We start from the raw sequence: 14918 nt of genomic DNA on the forward strand, positions 1-14918 counted from the left end.
TAGATTTCGCTTCCGGTTATTCCAAAGTAAATGAAGCCAGACTGGCGCCGCCATTGCCGGTATACGTCAAATACAGTGCGTGTACACCGTCGGGAATGGCCACTTCCGTTGCGTATTCCTTCCAGACATTCGTAAAACCTACCGGTATCCGCCCCAGTGCCGGTCCGTCCCATGACGTCTTCACTTCGAACTCGCCCTGGCAATACCCGCGCACCATGATTTTGACCCGGTTGACTCCCTTGCACGCGAAATATTTAAATCCGGCGGTAGCCGAATCCGTCATATTGGCAATATAGCCGATTTCCTCGTCGCCATCTCTGCCATCCTGGGTAATCTTCGGAAACCGGCTGTCCATCCACGCACCCATAGGGCCGAAGCCGCCGGTATACATTTCCTGCTCTTTGCAGAACAAATGACAGGCCAGATATGCCGGATATTCTCCCCGGCCTTCAAGCGGCCCTCCGTTCGGACCGCAGGATGTAATTTCCACCTGAGGAATAGTGCCGTCCCCGCGGAATTCAATCCGCTCAATACAGCCCTGCCGGCAGAATGCGGTCCCATTGGTATGCCGGTGATAAAAAATGTACCATTCACCTTTAATTTGGGCAATGCTGCCGTGGTTATTGCCGCCGTAATACATCGGCATACTCGCCGGCTTGTACGTATCGATATGAAGATCACAATTGCTTACAATGACTCCCTGGTACTTGAAGTCCTTGGTCGGATGCTTGCTGGTCGCATAGCACAGCTCATGCATGGAGATCGAGGAATAGATGAGGTAGTAGATATCTCCCCTTTTGCGGATGGAAGGCGCTTCAAAGAACTCGTAACCTTCGAATCCGCTCCCCTTGCTATATGGCTGGCTCGGCGCAACAAATACAGGCTCTTCAACAATCGTGAGCATATCCGGGCCAAGCACCGTTGCCATTGCGCCATGTCTGGAACGGTCTCCATACCCGCAGAATCCGGTGTACAGGTAGGTTTTCCCCCCTTCGGTCAGCACAGCAGGGTCAAACTGCGGCTCGTCGCCTTCCCGCTCTCCAAGGCGTGTTCCGTCGGCGTATCTGACATAACCGTAGAACTCATACTTGCCGCCCGGCTTGTCGCAGACAGCCACCGAAACAACGGGAACTTTGTCCAGAACATAGTAGAGATAGTACCGCCCGTCCGGCCCCACGGTGACATCGGGAGCATACAGGCACATGCTGCCTTCAGGATTAAGCGGGTCATCCGTAGTCCGGTAGATTACACCCTCATACCGCCAATCGGCCAGATTGTCCTCCGGTGCCGACCAGCAGGCATAGTCGTTCAAGCAAAAAGCGTGTCCGTTAAATCGGTCATGCGAGCCATACACATATACTCTGCCTTCAAAAACATACGGCTCGCCGTCGGGGATATATTCCCAAGACGGGAGATATGGATTGAATCCTTGTTTTTTCACCATCGAAATTTTCATCCTTGTCATTTATTAATTTTTTCTGTCTGTGGAAGCACAATCACTTGCATGGAGCAACTGGCATAATCCGGGTGCACATCTCTTTCTTTCGCCACATCCAATACCGGTACGCCTGAATGGTTAAAATGTACTCTGTGCATAGCGGAGCATCTCGTGCCATGCTTCACCAGTTGCTCTTCTCCGTGGTATAGCATCAGTACATTGCCATCATAATCTCTGAAAAAAGAATTGTGGCCCGGCCCATATATGCCTTCGGTCGAATAATAAGACAATGCAGGCGTGCTTGCCTTGGTCCAGGCGTTGATGTCCAAATAATTGCTTCCCCGCGGAATGCTTAAAAGCCCCACGGTATAGGTGTAACCCGTCGCGGCCCCGCCGGAGTAGGCGATATACACCATGTCCTTCGTAATAAGCGGGTACGGACCCTCATTGTTGATAGTCCCCTGAATATTCTCCCAGCCGAACAACGGACGCGAGAGGAGCACCGGCTCGCTGGTCAATACCGTGGGGTTATCTTCATTGATTGTCGCAATATAGAGCATGGAGCCGGTGTCAAGCGGCGTTCCGATGCCCTTGCGGTAGGACCAGACCAGACATGAAGTACCGTCTGCCTTGAAGTAAGTCATATCCAGCGTAATGCCCTCTTCCGCCAAATAAGCGCCGTCCGCCCGCTTCACACGGACCGGTGTACTCCAATCCGCTGCCTTCAGGATGTCACCGCCCTTGTTCAGCTTCATCATGTGGCACTGCGGACCCCATACTGTGCCGCCTACGGCAAACAGAATGTACAATTCCCCGCCGATAATGTGAAATTCGGGAGCCCAAAAGGTTTGAATGAAGTTCTTCTCCTCGTTCAGAGCAAGAATGACAGTTTCTTTATGTCCGGAAGCGAATAATCCGGATAGAGTATCCGCCTCGCAGACATAGATGCCGATATCATTTACATTGTCATTGGTCGCCAGGAAATAATACTTGTTGTGCCATGGCAGAATGACCGGGTCGGCATAGCCGGTTACCAAGGGGAATGGATACTCATGCGTGACCACTTTGCCTTGCACAGAATACGTTCCGGGCGCGGCAAAATCAATACTTTCATCGTCCCACACCACCTGCTTGTCTGCAGTGGAGCCGTCCGAATAGACAGCCGTGGCTTTAACCGCTTTCAATTGATCAGCTGATGTAACGCTTACAATGTCCGGCACGCGAATTTCAGTATTGTATACCGGCGTCCAGGAAGCCTGCACCGAGCGGCCGGTGCGGCTGTCTACCGAGATTGCATTTCCCGGATTCGTTCCGGGCAGCGGCTTGTCGGGCCGTTCTACCGAAAAGGCTTCCGCCTGCTCCGGCGGCGAAATAAGGTCCGGTTTCATGTGGTCAGATAACCTGTTCATATAAAAGTTCCCCCCGGTGTCCTGCCAGCGAATTTCATATTCTTCACCCGATCCGCTAAGCTCACAAATGGCTTCTTTGACGAACAGCTCACTGTGCAGCTGCACCAAACCATGATGATGAAAGGTAACCAGATCCGGGGATGTCCACAGAAGAATATGCCCTCTGCTTTCTTCGTCATCATTTCCGAGTGCATCAACTCTTACCGCGACAATGCCGAAAGAGCCGTCAGCCGTACGGAACAAATACGGGTTTTTGAGCCCTTTTTCGTGAATTACGCTGTTCTTATCGACGGTTGCCATAGCGAACAGTATGCCATAGTTCCGGTTCAACGGTTGAAATTCGTTATTCTCATCCGAGCAGGCAAAATGTACGCTGTTGCTGAGAGACTCAGTGTAGTCCTGGTTAGGTTTGCGTGTATAGACTGTAAGCTTCATATGATTTTGCACTATGCTCATAACAGCATCACCCTTACAATTTTTTGGCTTCGCGGTTTATCCCTTACAGTATAGTGAAGCGCCTTGACCGAAGTCCATGACATATAGCCACTTAACATTGATCTATTCTTAGATGTTCCTAAAATGATTTGCGGAGCGTAGAACCAGGCCCGAATCGTCTATAAATTTTAAGGAAAACGCTTTAATTTCTATAGTTCCGGTTATGTTATACTTTGGGCAAAACCCTATCCATTGGAGGATTATTATGAATAGCTTCAAAGAAGGCTCCTTTTATACGGGAGAATACAGAAACCTGTTCAAAGAGAACGGATTGTCGGAAGAGGCCATCCATCAAAGACTTGACGACACCTGGAACGAATTGTTCTACGGCGCGCCCGATGTCCGAATCTACCATCCTATGGGTGACGATAAGGGATATATCGTGGACACCGGCAATACAGATGTGCGGACAGAGGGCATGTCTTACGGGATGATGATGGCTGTTCAAATGGACAAGAAGGAAGAATTCGACCGGCTCTGGAAGTTCGCCAAGGTATATATGCAGCATACGGAAGGCCGTTACAAGGATTATTTTGCTTGGCACTGCAAGCTGGACGGAACGCGGCTGTCACCCGGTCCGGCGCCGGACGGAGAAGAGTTTTTTGCCATGGCGCTGTTCTTTGCCTCCAAGCGCTGGGGTGACGGGGCCGAACCGTTCAATTATTCCGAGCAGGCCAGAATTATTCTCCGCGCTTGTGTTCATAAAGGGGAAGACGGAGAAGGCGATCCAATGTGGGACCCGGCGACCAAGCTGATCAAATTCGTTCCTGAAACCCCTTTCAGCGATCCCTCCTACCATCTGCCGCATTTCTATGAATTATTTGCCCTGCAGGCGGATGAACAGGATAGAGCTTTTTGGAAAGAAGCCGCAGCCCAAAGCAGAGCCTATCTGCACAAGGCTTGCCATCCGGAAACCGGCCTCTCCCCCGAATATGCGAACTATGACGGAACTCCGGCTGAACCCCAGCCGCATGGAGACTTCCGCCACTTCTTCAGTGATGCATACAGGGTGGCGGCCAACATCGGGCTTGATTATGAATGGTTCCGCAGCGACCCTTGGCAGGTGGGGCAGTCCAACCGGATTCAGGCCTTTTTCCGGGACATTGAAGTAACCGATTACCGGCGCTACACCATTGACGGCCAGCCGTTTGAGGAGCTATCCCTGCATCCGATCGGCCTTCTGGCAACGCTGGCCATGGCCTCGCTCGCTGCCGATGGACCGGATGCCGGACATTCCGTCAAGCTGCTCTGGAATACGCCACTGCGTACCGGTGACCGCCGGTATTACGACAACTGCTTATACTTCTTCAGCTTGCTGGCCCTAAGCGGAACCTTCCGTATCTATTCTTAAATACCTAAAAAGAAATCGCCCTTTGGATATAATGGAAGCACCGCTTTCCATCCCCAAAGGAGCGATTTCTTTTTTGTATTCTCTTCGGAAGCAGCAAGCGAACAGACGGGACAAATAGGAGGGATTGACCCCAATTCAAATGTATTCGTATTTTTGGTTACGCTTTCATTATGGGGGGAGCCAATATGTATTGACAACGCTCACATTTTCAATTCACTTCTCCCGTATTGACAAGAATGGGGACTACGCTTCATTCACGCATCTCCGGCAAGTCCGGCCCGCCGGGTGCGCCGTCATCATCGGCATTCCCCTCCACTTCATCCTCATCTCGGTAAGAGCCCGGCGTAATGCCAGTATACTTTTTGAACACCTTGGCAAAATAATGCTTATTTTCGAAACCGACCTTCTTTCCGATGGCGTTCACGGATAGCTGGCGCTGCGACCTGAGCAGCTTCTGTGCTTCCTTGATGCGGAATGCGTTCAAATAACTGACAAACGTGTCGCCCGTTACTTTCTTGAACAGGCTGCTGATGTAGTTCGGATGAAGTTTCATCAATTCGGCAAGATGGTCCAGGGACAGATCGTTCATATAATGGGTTTTGGTATAAGCCAGAATGCGTTTGGCATGCCCTGAGCACTCCGGATCGGCTTCGGAGGGAAGCTCCTGTTCAACATGCGCCAGCAGAGCGGCAATCTCATTCTTGTCAATCGGCTTCAACAGATAATCCACGACTCCTGTGCGGAGCGCTTTCCGTACATATTCGAATTCATCGTAACCTGTAAGGATAATAAAACGGTCGCACAGCCCGCTGTCTCTGGCCTCCTTGATCAGCTCGAATCCATTTTTCTCCGGCATATGAAGATCCGTAACCGTCACATCCGGCATGTAGTCTTTCATGAGATCCAGTGCCTCAAAAGCGTTGTTCGCCTTGAATACCTCTGCCCCGAGCGGAGCCGCTTCACCGATAATCTTGACCAGTCCGTTAAGGATCAGCGGCTCATCGTCTACAATCAATACTCTCATATCCGGCCTGTCCCTCCTGTTGTGATGATGATAGTCAGGCATGTTCCACGGTCCGGCCCGCTGTCAATGACCAGTTGCGAGGAACCGCCGTAGAACGATTTGATCCGTTCGCTGACATTGAACAGACCCACGCCTCCCATGTTCTCCGCGACGTCTCTGCCGCCGCCCCCCCTTGCCAACCGGGAGCGTATTGCCGCCAGCTTGTCCTCCGGAATGCCTGTTCCGTTGTCTGTAATGGAGATGAAGATTTCGTCTCCGGTTTCCCGGACTTGGAGCTTAATATGGACGGGCCGAAGGATGGCGGATGCTCCATGAACGATGCTGTTCTCGACCAGAGGCTGGAGCATGAATCTTGGACAGACAAGCTGTTTCGCATCCATGGAGACGTCGACCTCGTAGGTCAGTCTGTCCTGGAGCCGCATCTTGTGAATATTCAAATAGAAGATAACCGTTTCGATTTCGCTGGCCAGAACGGTCCGGTCCCCTTCCGAGGACAGGCTATAACGCATCAGCTTGCCGAACCAGAACGAAATATCCGCTACCTCCTTGTCATTATTGGACTCAGCCAGCATCCGGATCGTCTCAAGGGTGTTATAGAGAAAGTGCGGCTTGATCTGGGCCTGAAGCACTTTATACGCCGCTTCTTTATTCCGAAGCTCGGACCGGTGGACGTTGTTGATCAGCTCATCCATGCGCTTAATCATCGAATTGTAGGTCGAGGTCAAAAATCCGATTTCATCCTGGCGGTTAGGCTTATCGTGCTTGCTGATAAACTGCTTCATATTGTCATCGTCCAGATTGCGCATGTGCCTTGCAAGGAGCAGAATGCGTTTAGTAATCGTCGATGCGAGCGCATAATAAACAAATGACAAAGCCGCCAGAAGCGCAATGATGGTAAAGACCAGGATGATCTCCTTGCGCTTAATTGTGCGAAACACATCGTCAACCTTACCGGTCACGACGACCCGGACGTCCAGTTCCTCAATATACAACTGATTCACAATGGTTTTATTGTTGATGAAATAGGGCCGGGTATCATTTGAACCAAGCAGCTTCCAGGTTGCCTTGTCAATGCCTGCGGCGGCGCCTTCCGCAGACGCAGGCACCCCCTGCTCGGGAAGCAGGAAGGCTTGCCAATTGTCTCTCCCCCCAGCAGCCTCGTACAATTTCCGGATTAAACCGCTGCCGATGCGCAGCTCAAGAAGTCCAATTTTCTCGGTAAAGTTAGAATTGTAAATGTTCTGGTAGAACATAAGCGAAGGCACAGCCGCCCCCGGATCGGCCATCTTCCATATTCCTTGACCGGGCTTCAGCGTACGCGCGACCTCCTTGCCCCGCGAGTCCAAAGCTGAGATATCCAGAAACCGGTCAGTAATCGGAAGCACCCGCTGTTTGGTTTTATAGATCCGAAAGCTTTCAATTTCCGGATTAATAAACAGCGATTGAGTGATAACCGGACTGATATAACGGTTATAGGTGTAAATGCTGTACGAATCGGATTCATACACTCCGTCCAAATAATCCGTGACATACGGGTTATATTGCAGCATACGCTGGATAGAGTCGATTCGGGTCAGATCCATCTTCATATTGGCATGTGCCTGCTCCAGTATTTTCTGACGGCTTTGGACGAACTGATTGGTCAGGTTGCCGTAGATTTGTGAATAATAGTAGTAACCGAATATGACAACTGGAATAAAAATCAGGATGACATATCCCAAAGTGATCTTACGAACGATGCTCAAGGTGACGAATCCTCCTGAATCCCGGATTGATTACTTCTAAACGTACCATGAACAAGCAAAATCCGGTAGAGGCATGGCACCTCTACCGGTTGTCCTTGGTTTGCTTACTTGAACAAATCCTTCTTTTTCTCATAGACTGTGTTGGCCCAATCTACCAGCTTCTGCAGCCCCATATCCTCTGCGTTCTTAACCATACTGTTGTAATTCGCCACTGCTTCCTCTTCAGAGTTCGCAAGGTAAATTTTCACCTTCTCGTTTTTGACCATCTCGTCAATCTTGGTCTTAATCGTCTTCTCTTCAGAATCGGGCTGTGCCTGGATTAAGCCGATTTGCGGCTTATAAACAGTGATGGCTTTGGTTTCCATCAAGGCCTTTGTCTTCTGTAAGCCCGGAACATAGGACAGCATGCCTTCCGTAACCCCGTCGTTGTACAGGTACCACCACTTGATGCCGTTGCTGTTAACGAAATCCGCATCAGAAGGGTTATATTTCAGATCCGGATGCCCTTCATTGTTCCAGGTCCAATGCTCCCCTTCGACGCCGAACATTGTCAACTTCTTGCCCTCATCGCTTGCCAGATATTGAAGAAATTTGATCGAGGCTTCCGGATCTTTATTTTTCTTGGTGATGAACGTTCCCGCAAACCCAAGCCCTGAACTTACAACCTTTGCATCTTTCGACAAGGCACTAGGCAGCATTTTGAACGTGAATGAGCCGCTTCCGCTGCTTTTGATCTTTATGTTATCCGTATCCGCTGTGGCAACCGTATGGCTGTGGGCAAACGCTTTTCCGTTGGTCGCATACTGGTCATCAATCTGATCGTTCGCCAGCGCGAAATTTTCTGCCAGAATGTATCCGTTGCGGTACAGACTGTTCATAAACTTGAAGAACTCCAGCATTTTGGGCTGTCTAATGGAATAGTCGACTTTTCCATTCTCTTCATACCAGCCATCCAGGAGGACGCCTGTGCCGAACTGCTGGAGGAAATATTGCTCCAGCCAGTCTTTGTCCATGATGAGCGGCACCATATCCGGGTATTTCTTCTTGACCATACCCAGCACTTTCACAAAATCATCCAGCGAGTTGATCGGCGGATTGCCCAGCTCTTTCAGGATATCTTCCCGCACAGCAATCCCCGGATGGCCGTCGCTGCCGATCGAAAATTTGTTCTTCGCCATTTCTTCCTGAGTGGCGAAGGAATTTCGAATCGTGTAGAAGTTGCCGTCGTCCATAGTATGGATCGCAATTCTCGTCTTGTCGATCTTGAAATCCGGCGCATATTTCTCGATCAGCTCATTCCATGGATAGGACAGCTTCGAATCCGACAGCCGGTCTATGTTCGAATAGGTGAAAACAAGGTCCGGGAGGTCGCCGGAAGCGATCATCAGCGGAAGCTGCTTGTCATCCGTAGCGACGGTAACCTTCAGCTTCACACCTGTTTTCTCCGTGATTTTATCTGCAACGGGTCCTTTCCATTCTTTCACCGGATACCAGGGAGCGTCGATGAACAGCGATAATTCCTTCACTTCGCCACTGCCCGAATTGCTCGTGCCGGCTTTGTCCCCCTGAGCTGCATTGTTCGTTTTGCTGCCCTGGCTTTCATTCCCGCCGCCGTTGCCGCAAGCGGACAAGAGCGAGATCATCATGATGGCCGCCAATACTACTGCAAGCATCTTGTAGCTTCTGATTTTTTTCAAACAAAACTCCCCCATTGTAATTTAATATATTAAAGCAAGCGCTTTAATATTGAAACTGCTTTCTTAGCCCTTTACAGAACCAAGCATAATGCCATGCACGAAATACCTCTGCAGGAATGGATACACACAGATGATCGGAACTATGGAGACTACCATCGCCGTTACCTGCAATGAGAAGCTGGTAACGCCTGCCGAAGCACTGTTAGCAGCGGCAATCGCATCCATAGGAGCATTGCTCTTGTTAATGACCTCCATCATGCGGAAGGCAAGCGTCCGCAGGTTCTCCGACTGAACGAAATAGGCAGAGTCCAGCCAGGAATTCCATTGGCCTACACCCATGAACAGTGCCATTGTGGCAAGAAGCGGCATCGAGACCGGCAGGATAATCCGGAAGAAAATAACGAATTCGCCCGCGCCGTCAATGTGTGCGGATTCCTTCAGCTCACCGGGAATTTCCCGGAAGAACGAGATGGCAATGAGCAGGAAGAACGTGCTAAGCATCGACGGTATGATATAGACACCAAACGAATTAAGCAGACCGATCGAGCGCAGCACTACGTAGTAAGGGATCAGGCCGCCGGAGAAATACATCGCAAAAATGATGATTGCAAAATAAAATTTGCTGAACATCAGATCGCGGTGCGAAAGTCCGTAAGCTACCAGACTTGTCAGCAGCAGCCCTAATGCTGTACCCGAAACCGTTCGGACAACCGTGACCATGAAGGCACGGTACCACTTAGGGTCGTCCAAAAACATTTTATAATTTTCCAGAGTAAAGCTTCGCGGCCAGAGATAGACGCCCCCCAGAAGAGAATCCGATCCTTTGTTGAATGAGGCGATCAGAACATAATAGAACGGGTACAGCATGACGAGCGTGATAATGAAAAGGACGCTATAAATAAAGCCTTCAAAAAGCAGATCCTTTTGTCTTTGACTCTTGAGCACGACTCTTCCTCCTTTCCCTAGAATAAACTTGAGCCTGACATCCGTTTTGCGATAGAGTTACTGGAAAATATTAATACAACCGAGATAACCGACTGTATTAAATCAATAGCCGCTGCGTAAGAGAACCGGCCGTCCTTCAGCCCCACCTTGAACGCATAGGTCTGCACAATCTCCGAAGTCGGATTATTGATGCTGTTGCCGAACAGGTACGCCTGCTCGAAATTGGAGCCCACCAGTCCTCCTCCAAGAATACTGCCGATCGTGAGCACCAGCACCACCACGATGGTTCCCTTCATCCCCGGCAGCGTGATATGACGGATGCGGGCAAGTCTTCCTGCCCCGTCGATCTCGGCCGCTTCGTACAGTGCCGGATTGATTCCGGTAATGGCTGCCAGGAAAATGATCGTCCACCAACCCATTTCCTTCCAGACAGCGCTTCCAACTGCAAGTCCCCAGAAATAGTTCGGGCTTGTCAAAATATTGAGCGGCTCGTGGATGAAGCCGAGGCTCATCAAAGCTTTGTTGACTATACCTACGTCTGCGGACAGAAAGGCATAGGAAACACCGACCACCACGACCCATGAGATAAAATGCGGTAGATAGCTGACCGTCTGAACGAACCGCTTGAAGGCCATGTTCTTCACTTCATTAAGCATAATGGCGAGCAGAATCGGCGCCGGAAAAGCGAAGATGACTTTCAGAAAGCTCAGTACCAGTGTATTACGGACAATCTTGCCGAACTGATAGTCGTGTATAAATTCATCGAAATACTTCAGTCCCACCCAATCACTTGTAAAAATCCCCTTAATGCCGCTTGAAATACTGTAGTCTTTAAACGCCATCAAGATCCCGAACATTGGTGTGTACGAAAAAACCACCAAGAACAGCATACCGAGTCCGACAAATAAATGAAGCATCTTTTGTCTTTTGAATCGCTTCCATAATCTGCCGCTGTCGGTCTGCGGGCTAGTAAGCTGCGTCTCCAGTTGCATATGCGACCCTCCTTCTATATGTAGTGTACCTCCCGAACAACGACGGCATAAGCCAACATTCTTAAGAAAGCGTTGTCATTTTTGAATATACGCATGCTACGGGACAACGCGTTCAATCCAAAAAGCAGAGAATCTCCGCTTAACGGAAAATCTCTGCTTTTTTCGCACCGTAGCATTCCATTCGTTTCACATAGGTTTCATAGTAATGCTCTTCACTGAGCTTCAGGCCCTCCAGATGCGTTCTGTCCCCGGTGAGCCAGATGTAGTATGCCATAGCAGCCATGTCCTAGACCGCCGTATCGCACTCGCTAAATCCTGTCTCTCCGGGGGGCTCAGCATTACCGAAGCCTGTTATCAATCCGGTTTCAGTGACTATGCGAATTTTATCCGCAGTTTTACCAAGACCGTGGGGATATCACCCGGCAGGTTCGCCAAGTCATAACCCCCGGCTGATTGTATATCAGTCAGTACCTGCCCTGATCAAGTCATGTCATCCCGAAGCGCGTCAATAATATTTTCTTTTTTTATCTTGCTAATGGCGTACAGCATTGTAATGAACACTACAAAGAACACGCCGAACACGCTGATTCCAATACTGCGCCACGGGAACACAAAATCGATATTGTCCGCCCCGCCGCCCATCCCTTTGTAAATCAGCCAAGAAGAGATTACCGCTATGGGAAGCCCGAAGATTAGCGCCCTCATACCATAAAAGGCACACTCGAAATTCATCATCTTTTGGAAACCACGTTCAGACATCCCCACAGAGCGGAGCATGGCAAGCTCCCGCCGGCGCAGCTTGATATTCGTGGAAATCGTGTTGAATACATTGGCAACCGCAATCAACGAGATCATAATGATAAAAGTATAAGCGAACACGTTGGCAATGAATATCATATTACGGTTCTCATCAAATATTTTCGTCATATCTAAAATGCTGTACGAGGCTGTAATTCCCGAACCTTTGATCATCGCTTCCATTTTAGCCATCGACTGCGAAGGATTCTTTGACTGAAAGGTCAAGCCTTTACCCTGAATATCTACAGTGGTGTCGGAGTTTTCAAACTTTTCTTTGAGCGAATAGGGGGCAATCACCTGAAGCACACTTGGCGTCTGATTGAAGCTCCCTAAGATGGGAGGCGTATCCGGCAGCGCGGCGTTGACAAACGTAATGCTTACGTTTTTCCCCTGTTCCGGCTTTGGTTCGCCATTTGTTTCGGGCTCGATGGTAAGATTCAGGGAAGAACTCGTGAACACATCGGGAATCTGGTCGGCCTCCTCCTGATTGCCGCGGCCTTCCACTTTGGCGACGCCGATCAATTTCACGTTTTGCCCGGTATACTCCTCCGCGGGCAAGCCCAAGCCCTGGACAATCTTCAGATAGGTGCTGTTATCTAAAAACTGGATTGTCATTGGCAGATTCACCGTTTCGTCCGGCGAATGTGTCCCCGCGGATTCCCGGTAAGCGTCTGAAAGGTCGCTGCCTTTGGCAGCGCAGAAATACTTCATAATAACTTGATACGAGCTTTCGTAAACGCCATCGGCGGTTTTTAGTTTGTCGTAAAGCCGCAACATTTCGCTGTCGTCCATATCACGTGTGCCAAAACCGATATCATAAGTAGTAACCTCTGTTGCACCCGCCGACGCCTGCTTCAAATTTGTTACAAAGGCACTGGTCGATATAAATAGCACTACGCTTAAAACAAGTGACAGCACAATGCTGCGGTAGCGCTTTTTGTTTCTTTTGAAGTTTCTCAGCGCAAGCGTACCTTCCAGACCATAGATGCGCTGTGCCAGTTTTGAGGTTTTGACTGCGTTGGCTTCCACTTTGACCTCGTTCGTCTGGCGAATACACTCCATTACGGGAGTGCTTGCGGCCTTCCTGGCCGGGATATAGGCCGAAATCAGGATTGTGATCGTGCTGACTGCCACCGCCGCGAGGATTGCGGGAGCGGACAACGTCAAGGTCAAAGGAACACTGTTGTAGAGAACGTTTGCGAAGTTCTTGGCGACGACGCCAATCACAAGTCTGATGCTGGCTATGCCGACGAGAACACCAATCGGGATGCCAATGGCGCCGATACAAAATCCTTCAAACAGCACCGAATGACGCAGTTGCTTTGCGGTGGCTCCCACCGACGAGAGAATCCCGAACTGGTGTGTGCGCTCGTTCAAGGAGATGTTGAAGGAATTGTAAATCAGAAAAATCGAACCAAGCATGATGATGAGGACTACAATACCCCCGGCTGAGTACAGAAGCGCGTTCAACACCTTATCGCCCGAATCGTCCGAAAGACCCATGAAGCGCAGCACAGTATTATTCAAGATGTAAGCATGGCTTCCAGCTGTACTTTTTGCGTAAGCATGAACTTCACGCGGGTTTTTCAGCGTGACAAATAAGCTGAGATCGTCCGCCGTGTCTGCAGCATCTGCGGTTGTGATTACGGTGTATCCCGGCGCGGAATCTTCCTCAAAGCGGGGCGTTTGGCTGATGCCGACCACCGTGTAAGTCCTCTCGCCCTGCGGCACAAGAGTTTCACCCCCGGATGTGTACGGATCATTCTGGCCGAGCTTTTCCTTTCCATTCATGCGGCTTCCCACAGCAAGGGAAAGCGTATCGCCCACCGCATATTGAACGCCGCCCTTTGTCATGACGCTCCCCGAAATAAGAATCTCCCCGCTGTTTTTCGGCAGCCTGCCGGAAAGCAGCGTGATGGGCAAGGTATCAAAGGCTTCCTCGCTGTATCCGGCGATAAAAAGATACGGCCTGTTGGGGTTTTTCCCGCCGTCAAGTGTTGCGTAGCCGATATTTTCAAAGGTTGCGGTGTTTGCAACTTTGTCGTTACTTGCCTGTTTCGCTACGAAAGAAGAATCTACATCCTCAAATTCGACGTGCCAGCCGCCGTACTTCTGGGCCGCGCCGTCTGCCATATAGTTCAGCAGGGAAACGCCGAAGGTGGCTACGCCCGTGATCATGGCGGCGGACAGAATAACTCCGATGATCGTGACAATCGTCCGGGTACGGCTTTTTTTCATGCTTTGCAGGGTCACTTTGTTGAAAATATTCATGGTCGTACCCTCTCGTCTCGCACTACTTTACCATCCGAAATGCCGATTATACGGTCTGCTTGCAGGGCGATATTTTCGTCATGGGTGACGAGGAGCAGGGTCTGCCCATATTTTTTATTGCTTTCCTTCAGCAGTTTGACGATTTCATGTCCATTCCGGCTGTCCAAACTGCCTGTGGGTTCGTCGGCAAGCATGACCGCCGGGGCGTTCATCAAAGCACGTCCTATGGAAACGCGCTGTTGCTGACCGCCCGATAGCTGATTGGGTAAATGCGTTTCCCGGTCTTTTAGCCCAAGCAGTTCGAGCAAGTCATTCAGCCGTTCCCCGTTAACCTTCCGCTTGTCCATCAGGATCGGCAAGGTGATATTTTCCACCACATTCAGAGTGGGAATAAGGTTGTGAAACTGGTAGATCAGCCCGACCTGCCGTCTGCGGAAAATGGCGAGTTTTTCATTGTTTTGGGCATATACATCCTGTCCGTTCAGATACACTTTTCCGCTTGTCGGCACATCCACGCCCCCGATGATATGAAGCAATGTCGATTTGCCGGAACCGGAGGAGCCGATGATTGCGGTAAACTCCCCCTTTTCGATGGTAAGCGAAACATGGTCAAGTGCGGTAACCTGATTTTCGCTCTTGCCGTAGGTTTTGCATAAATTCTCAATTTTTAAAAACTCCATTATGTGAGTCTCCCTTCTCATGCTTTACTCATATAATAGAACCTTCAACTTACATCTCTGTGACTTTCAGGTG

General features: G+C 50.0%; 12 protein-coding genes. 2 read left to right on the top strand and 10 right to left on the bottom strand.

Features of this window, described 5'->3' with window-relative positions; genetic code table 11:
• Positions 1-16 precede the first annotated feature (16 nt).
• Positions 17-1441 carry a family 43 glycosylhydrolase gene (locus tag A3842_RS18915; RefSeq protein WP_074102408.1) on the bottom strand — a complete coding sequence of 475 codons (1425 nt, stop codon included), beginning with the start codon at positions 1439-1441 and terminating at the stop codon, positions 17-19.
• 20 nt (positions 1442-1461) lie between these two features.
• Complete coding sequence (locus A3842_RS18920; RefSeq protein WP_178382377.1) at positions 1462-3282, bottom strand: family 43 glycosylhydrolase; 1821 nt, start codon at positions 3280-3282, stop codon at positions 1462-1464.
• A 265-nt stretch (positions 3283-3547) separates the two neighbouring features.
• On the opposite strand from A3842_RS18920, the gene A3842_RS18925 reads away from it, so the two are divergent.
• Positions 3548-4693 carry a family 8 glycosyl hydrolase gene (locus A3842_RS18925; RefSeq protein ID WP_074102367.1) on the top strand — a complete coding sequence of 382 codons (1146 nt, stop codon included), beginning with the start codon at positions 3548-3550 and terminating at the stop codon, positions 4691-4693.
• A 250-nt stretch (positions 4694-4943) separates the two neighbouring features.
• Here A3842_RS18925 and A3842_RS18930 read toward each other — a convergent pair whose 3' ends face one another.
• From A3842_RS18930 to A3842_RS32615, 6 genes are all read right to left on the bottom strand, one after another.
• The gene (locus A3842_RS18930; RefSeq protein ID WP_074085562.1) at positions 4944-5717 is read right to left on the bottom strand and encodes a response regulator transcription factor; all 774 of its coding nucleotides are present in this window, start codon (positions 5715-5717) and stop codon (positions 4944-4946) included.
• Entirely contained in the window at positions 5714-7462 is a 1749-nt protein-coding gene (locus A3842_RS18935) for a sensor histidine kinase (protein ID WP_083609646.1), read from the bottom strand. Before A3842_RS18935 ends, A3842_RS18930 begins: the two co-directional genes overlap by 4 nt.
• A 104-nt stretch (positions 7463-7566) precedes the next feature.
• Entirely contained in the window at positions 7567-9159 is a 1593-nt protein-coding gene (locus A3842_RS18940; protein ID WP_074102368.1) for an extracellular solute-binding protein, read from the bottom strand.
• A 63-nt stretch (positions 9160-9222) separates the two neighbouring features.
• Complete coding sequence (locus tag A3842_RS18945) at positions 9223-10104, bottom strand: carbohydrate ABC transporter permease (protein WP_074085564.1); 882 nt, start codon at positions 10102-10104, stop codon at positions 9223-9225.
• Between the two features lie 17 nt (positions 10105-10121).
• Entirely contained in the window at positions 10122-11096 is a 975-nt protein-coding gene (locus tag A3842_RS18950; protein ID WP_074085565.1) for an ABC transporter permease, read from the bottom strand.
• Between the two features lie 139 nt (positions 11097-11235).
• Complete coding sequence (locus A3842_RS32615) at positions 11236-11379, bottom strand: hypothetical protein (RefSeq protein WP_178382376.1); 144 nt, start codon at positions 11377-11379, stop codon at positions 11236-11238.
• On the opposite strand from A3842_RS32615, the gene A3842_RS18955 reads away from it, so the two are divergent.
• Positions 11332-11538: a helix-turn-helix domain-containing protein gene (locus A3842_RS18955; protein WP_244169688.1), complete on the top strand. Its 207-nt coding sequence runs from the start codon at positions 11332-11334 to the stop codon at positions 11536-11538. The genes A3842_RS32615 and A3842_RS18955 overlap by 48 nt on opposite strands.
• 38 nt (positions 11539-11576) lie before the next feature.
• Here the strand turns inward: A3842_RS18955 and A3842_RS18960 are convergent, their stop codons facing one another.
• Positions 11577-14165, bottom strand: coding sequence for an ABC transporter permease (locus A3842_RS18960; RefSeq protein WP_074102369.1), 2589 nt, complete (start codon positions 14163-14165; stop codon positions 11577-11579).
• The gene (locus A3842_RS18965; protein WP_074085567.1) at positions 14162-14845 is read right to left on the bottom strand and encodes an ABC transporter ATP-binding protein; all 684 of its coding nucleotides are present in this window, start codon (positions 14843-14845) and stop codon (positions 14162-14164) included. The genes A3842_RS18960 and A3842_RS18965 overlap by 4 nt, the downstream gene beginning before the upstream one ends.
• Positions 14846-14918 lie beyond the last annotated feature (73 nt).

It is taken from the genome of Paenibacillus sp. P3E, from assembly GCF_001909045.1.
Taxonomy (GTDB): domain Bacteria; phylum Bacillota; class Bacilli; order Paenibacillales; family Paenibacillaceae; genus Paenibacillus_AQ; species Paenibacillus_AQ helianthi.

Excerpts from the sequence above, each read along its gene's own strand:
- A3842_RS32615 (WP_178382376.1), bottom strand. The coding sequence starts at position 11,379 with ATGGCTGCTATGGCATACTACATCTGGCTCACCGGGGACAGAACGCAT.
- A3842_RS18925 (WP_074102367.1), top strand. The coding sequence starts at position 3,548 with ATGAATAGCTTCAAAGAAGGCTCCTTTTATACGGGAGAATACAGAAAC.
- A3842_RS18920 (WP_178382377.1), bottom strand. The coding sequence starts at position 3,282 with ATGAAGCTTACAGTCTATACACGCAAACCTAACCAGGACTACACTGAG.
- A3842_RS18950 (WP_074085565.1), bottom strand. The coding sequence starts at position 11,096 with ATGCAACTGGAGACGCAGCTTACTAGCCCGCAGACCGACAGCGGCAGA.
- A3842_RS18955 (WP_244169688.1), top strand. The coding sequence starts at position 11,332 with ATGCGTTCTGTCCCCGGTGAGCCAGATGTAGTATGCCATAGCAGCCAT.
- A3842_RS18930 (WP_074085562.1), bottom strand. The coding sequence starts at position 5,717 with ATGAGAGTATTGATTGTAGACGATGAGCCGCTGATCCTTAACGGACTG.
- A3842_RS18965 (WP_074085567.1), bottom strand. The coding sequence starts at position 14,845 with ATGGAGTTTTTAAAAATTGAGAATTTATGCAAAACCTACGGCAAGAGC.
- A3842_RS18960 (WP_074102369.1), bottom strand. The coding sequence starts at position 14,165 with ATGAATATTTTCAACAAAGTGACCCTGCAAAGCATGAAAAAAAGCCGT.